This window comes from Bradyrhizobium sp. CFUWI (genome assembly GCF_056429085.1).
On sequence record NZ_JBWJZE010000068.1, the window covers coordinates 1 to 4,975 of the forward strand.

The 4,975-nt window shown below is 56.7% G+C and carries 5 protein-coding genes and 2 pseudogenes; 5 read left to right on the forward strand and 2 right to left on the reverse strand.

What is annotated here, in order from left to right; translation table 11 throughout:
* Window positions 1-201 precede the first annotated feature (201 nt).
* Window positions 202-559: pseudogene (locus AC066S_RS38385) on the forward strand (CopG family transcriptional regulator).
* Window positions 560-972: 413 nt separating this feature from the next.
* Here AC066S_RS38385 and AC066S_RS38390 read toward each other — a convergent pair.
* Complete coding sequence (locus AC066S_RS38390; RefSeq protein ID WP_135167615.1) at window positions 973-1,839, reverse strand: protein-L-isoaspartate O-methyltransferase family protein; 867 nt, start codon at window positions 1,837-1,839, stop codon at window positions 973-975.
* 297 nt (window positions 1,840-2,136) lie between these two features.
* The gene (locus tag AC066S_RS38395; RefSeq protein WP_135171811.1) at window positions 2,137-2,340 is read right to left on the reverse strand and encodes a hypothetical protein; all 204 of its coding nucleotides are present in this window, start codon (window positions 2,338-2,340) and stop codon (window positions 2,137-2,139) included.
* A gap of 196 nt (window positions 2,341-2,536) precedes the next feature.
* Between AC066S_RS38395 and AC066S_RS38400 the strand changes: the two genes are divergently transcribed.
* From AC066S_RS38400 to AC066S_RS38415, 4 genes and pseudogenes are all read left to right on the forward strand, one after another.
* Complete coding sequence (locus AC066S_RS38400; RefSeq protein WP_135167612.1) at window positions 2,537-2,806, forward strand: hypothetical protein; 270 nt, start codon at window positions 2,537-2,539, stop codon at window positions 2,804-2,806.
* A gap of 74 nt (window positions 2,807-2,880) precedes the next feature.
* Window positions 2,881-3,588, forward strand: a complete 708-nt coding sequence (locus AC066S_RS38405) for a 2OG-Fe(II) oxygenase (protein WP_167767838.1) — start codon at window positions 2,881-2,883, stop codon at window positions 3,586-3,588.
* A 428-nt stretch (window positions 3,589-4,016) separates the two neighbouring features.
* Window positions 4,017-4,448 (forward strand): annotated as a pseudogene (locus AC066S_RS38410) (TraB/TrbI/VirB10 family type IV secretion system protein); the annotation flags it as partial.
* Entirely contained in the window at window positions 4,445-4,738 is a 294-nt protein-coding gene (locus AC066S_RS38415; RefSeq protein ID WP_235884972.1) for a DUF2274 domain-containing protein, read from the forward strand. The pseudogene AC066S_RS38410 and the gene AC066S_RS38415, both read left to right, overlap by 4 nt.
* The last annotated feature ends 237 nt before the right edge of the window (window positions 4,739-4,975 follow it).

The window sequence follows — 4,975 nt, forward strand, 5'->3', positions numbered from 1 at the left end:
GGCGCCGCCGCTCGACCGATGTGATCACCTCCGCCCTCGAAATCGTCATAGCGCTTCTCCTAGGATTACCCCTAGGACCTGCAGCCATCGCGCCCGTCAAACAAGGCGGCCCTCAATGGAGGGATACAAAAGTCCTCAAGTCTCGCGTCTAGCTTACCGGCGCGACATGCCTTTCAGCTCCGCCCGACGCCTGGCGACGAGGTGTCGCGTCGCCGCGAGCAATCGCTGTCGCTCATCGCCGAAGCCGCCATCGCGTCCTTCCTGTCCCCCGACGCCGACGAGCGACGGGACGCCCCTATTGCCAAGCGACTTGATCAGGTCGATCGCCGCATTGCGCGGCTTGAGCGCGACATCGGGGTCTCGGTCGAGACCTTAGCGTTGTTCGTTCGCTTCTGGCTCACGACGACACCGCCGCTTCCCGAGCCCGCTGCAAAGGCGGCGAGGGCGCAGGGGGGCGCGGTGGGACAATTTCGTTGCGGCACTCGGGCGACCGCTCAGTCAAAGGCCGAAGCTGCGACAGGAGATCCCGGACGATATTCAGAAGGACGAGCATTCGTGAGGGCAGTCGCTCAAAGCCCGCTAGACGAACAATCCAGTACCCGTGGGCGGTTCAAGATAGTGCATCGCAAGCTGCTTCTGCGAGAAAGCCGGCCGTGTGCAGCCGATATCCTGGCTGGCTCTATCGTAAACTTCTCAAAGCGTGGGTGAAACCGAGGCTCACGCCTAAATATCGCTTCCGCGATCAAGTCCTGCGCCTTTCACAGTTGAAGCTAAAGCACGAGACAACCTATGCCCAGCGGATTGCGCGCTGCCCACAGAAGGATTCTAGCACATCGAGCAGCTCCATTTGGAGCGTTCGCAGCTACGCATCTGACTCCAGATACTAAACCAATTGCAAGTATCTAATTAGCCCTGGGCGCAGAGCGTCCGCGGCGCCAAAATCCGCGAGGTGTTCGGATAGTGCGGCGGGTTTCAGCTCTTGACGCCTAATGCCCAATCCTTAGCAGCATACCAACATCGTCCCTTCGCCCGTTGCTTCCAATAGAGGGTTGAAACGTTCTGCCATCCCTTGGAGGCAAGTGCTTTCCTCAACCGTCTTTCCTCAGACGCTCCGACAGCAGCATCGCTTCCTTCAGCGAAAACAAATGACACCTCGCGTAATGCCTCCGCTGCAAACTCCTTTCTCCGACGTCTGACTAACAATGCGACAGCATGCATCGCATGTCGTCCTACAAACCGGGCTTCCGCTTCGGGAGTTCCAAGAGGAAATAGAAGACGTCCGCCGTCTTTGAGATTTTCGATCCAGGTGACAGCTGGCCGGCTTACCGCAAAGTTGACGTAAATGAGATCAGCCAATGGAAGTGCGCAGTTCTTGCCGTCGGCATTCAAAACTTCAACGTTTCCCCAAAGTCTCAGGTTCTCCCTTGCGAATTTCGCCAATGACTTGTCGTATTCGATAGCCAGCACTCGCCCCTTTTTGCCGACTAGTTCGGCAAGAATGGCGCTGAAATACCCCGTTCCCGCGCCTACGTGGACAACGGTCGCCCCTGGTAGTGGTCCGACTCTGTGCATCAACCACGCGTGAAGCGACGGACTACCATTGTTAACTCCGCGTTTTGGATCAAGGGAGATGACAACATCTTGGTAAAGAAGTGTGGGGTCGTTCGTCGGCAAACGCAAATGAGGAGCCCATGGAGTCACTGCGTGCCACCGACGGCCTACAAGAAAGTGTTCTCGCGGAACAGCCGAAAATGCCTTTTCTAATTTCTTGTCCCTATCTGCTCCGACCATGGCCAGTATCTGCCGGGCATACAGTTGTCTTACTTCGCGAATATTCATGCCTCTACCCTTGTGTCGCAAAAGTGGCGCACGCAAACATGCACCCGAGCCTAGATCATAATTGTAGGATAAGATCTCCCAGTTAAGCGAAATCAATTGAATTTGAGTGTCTGCTTGAGGCGGGCTCATCGGTGCTTGCCACATGTTCGGTCGCATGACGAATTACTGTGAGAAGGCGATTGTAGCGGAACCGCCGGTGGGCCGCAGCCAGTTCGCGCAGGGGTATGTACGACTGCCTCATCAACTCGCCCGCCGCGATAGCGCACTGATGTGGGACTTTGCACTTCCGCCGTTCGCTCACCTCAAGGTGGTCGGCAGCGGTGCACCAGCCTCTCGCCTTGCGGCTTCCGCCACTATCTTTTCTTCTTCAAGGTCCTGGAGCATGGGCGCTTCTAGAGCGCCGTCCCGGCCACGCTTGGCGTCTGGCACTTCCAAGCCACCGTATTGGCTCTCCACCTTGTAGAAGGTCGCGCTGAAGATCCCGTGCTTGGTGGCAGACACCGGCCGTCGCCGCTGCCGCTCCTCTTGTTGTGCAATATGACCTGCTAGTTTTTGAATCGGGCTGACTTCATTGCGTCAGCCCGTCGCAGGTCATCGACTCTACCAACTCTTGGAGGTCCTTGCGAGGCTCAGACCATCTACAATCCTACTTGGCCGAGATGGCCAAAACGGTCGCGGGAAAGATAGGAGCTAGCAAATGGGCTCATCAGTACCAAACCTGATCCTCAAGACAGACTACGCCACACCAGCAGATGAAACGGTTTTGGAATTCCACATGGACATTCCGCTCTCTCCTGAGGAGACTGCCAGAGTCCGGCAGTTTCTCGCAGGGAATAATTGGAAGGCGTTGAAAGACTATGTCGGAAATTCAAGGCCCCAACTTCGTTCTCTCATATCGGAATGGATTGATAAGACAGAGGATCGCAAGCTTGGCAAGATCGTTTCGCTGAAGGCCAAGGCGTCGTAAATTTCCATGTCCCATTGTCTCCGCTATCGCCACAATTTTGCGGCGATAGCGGCTGCTCCGTGAGGAGTAACTCAGTGCTGCGAATTTCTGAATGCGATTTGACCGTAGAACGTCGAGCTGAAATTCGAGCGGAATTCCAGACATTCGGAGCTGCGAGGATAGTGGATTTTCTGGCGCCTGACGTAGCCGCGGCTGCGTCGGAAGTTCTCCAGTCGTTCGATGCATGGTCGGTTGTATCTATTGCCCCGGATGGAACGCCGATCTGTCTCGACTGGAAGGATTGGGAGCGCTCTCGTCCTGACGGGCGCCAGCCGTACAGTTCCAATGCATCGTTCCAGTATTTATTCAAGAGCTATCCGCTCGTGGAACGACTGCGTGATGGTTGCGCCACTGGTGTTCTTCGCACAATTGCTGAATACCTGACTGGCACGAGATTCCGACGCATTGTTGCAGATGCGACCGGGCATGGCGAGTTTATCCATGTCGACGGGTTTGCTTCGCGCTTTGAGGCCGGACATTTTCTAACAACGCATACCGATAAGCAACCGCCTGGAACACCGGGAATTCGAAAGGTTGCCTACTCTCTCAATCTCACAACACAATGGGACAATGACTGGGGTGGACAAACTGCCTTTTGGAGCGATCATGATCCACCCATATGCTTTCCACCGACTTACAATACTCTCTTATTGTTCGCGGTGCCGCGACCACATTCCGTACTGTATGTGCCGCCCTATGCGCGCGGCGCTCGACTCGCCCTTACCGGATGGCTACATGAATGAGGTTTGTATCCGAGGCGGACGGACCTGCAGCCAGCCCGCGCGATAGAGATGACGAAGAATACATGGAAAATCCTTGGAGCGCATCGAAACCTGCATACGAAGATGCCCGCACTAACGTCGGATTGCCGGCCGCATAGCGCATCAAGGTGTGACCCGAATAGCAGATCACATTAAGCCGAACGAGCGAGGCCTCTTGAGCGCCGGTCAATCACGGAAACTCGGCATTGCGATGCGCCGGGGCTTTGTTGTCGATGAGTCACACTCAAGCCCGCCTGTAGCGATAGCTCCGTTGCAAAGACTATTCGCAGATCCGCGTCACCGGCCTTCTATGCAGCAAGTATCTTTTCTCTGCTCTACGCTGACTCCCTACGACGACTGAATACTTGTTGAGCTAATCCGTTATCGGGTGGAATGAAATTGTGTGCGCGGCCGCCAAGCTGATCGGCCAGTACGATAGTTCTGTGGCGTTCGGCCAGAGCCGAATCCTCCTGGTCTGGACCCGCATCATCATGCCAAATGGTAGCTCGATCGCGCTGGAGCGCCAGTCGGGAGCCGACACTGGTGGTTATGCTGGCCTCGAGGACGAGGTCGATGATCATTGGGGCATGCTGTTCAAGGCCGCCGTCCTTTCGACCATGCTCAGCGTCGGAGCGGAGGCGGGCAAAAGCCAGAATGAGAACAACCTTGTTCAAGCGATCCGCAGCGGCGTGTCCAACAGCATCAGCCAGACCGGGCAGTAAATCGTACAGCGCCGGCTCAACATCCAGCCGACGCTGACCATCTGGCCAAGTTTCCCGGTGCTGGTCATTGTTACGCGCGGCTTAGTCCTGGCCCCCTACGGCAAGGGAGGAAGACCGTGACGAAGCTCAAGCTTGGACCGCTCGAAGACGACAAGCCGGTAAAGCTCACGATCGAGCTGCCGGCGGCAGTCTTCAGAAATCTCAAAAGCTACGCCGAGATTCTGACGCGTAGCGGAAGAGCGGCGACGCCGACCGAACCTGCCAAATTGATCGCGCCGATGATCGAGCGCTTTATGGCAACCGATCGGGCCTTTGCCAAGGCACGACGAAATGCTGCTCAACGGTCGCCCGGGGTAGGCGGAAAGGTCCGGATAACGTTCGCGAAGCAGGTCGAGCAGCGGACGTACTAATGGATTGCCGTTTGACTGCCGCCAATAGCCGCGGAAGCTCAGCCGCGTCGGCCCCTCGGCATCGTGCACCTCCCGCAAGATGACACCGGGATAAGTCGCGCCAGTCGCACTGAGCTGGCCCCGGTTGTCTGAACAGAATATCCGCGTCGATAAGTGGAGCCTCTGCCGGGGTTAGGCTGCCGTGCGGAGCGGCAGCGGGGTGAAGTAGGCTTGATCCGGTGTGCTGCCGTCAAGGCT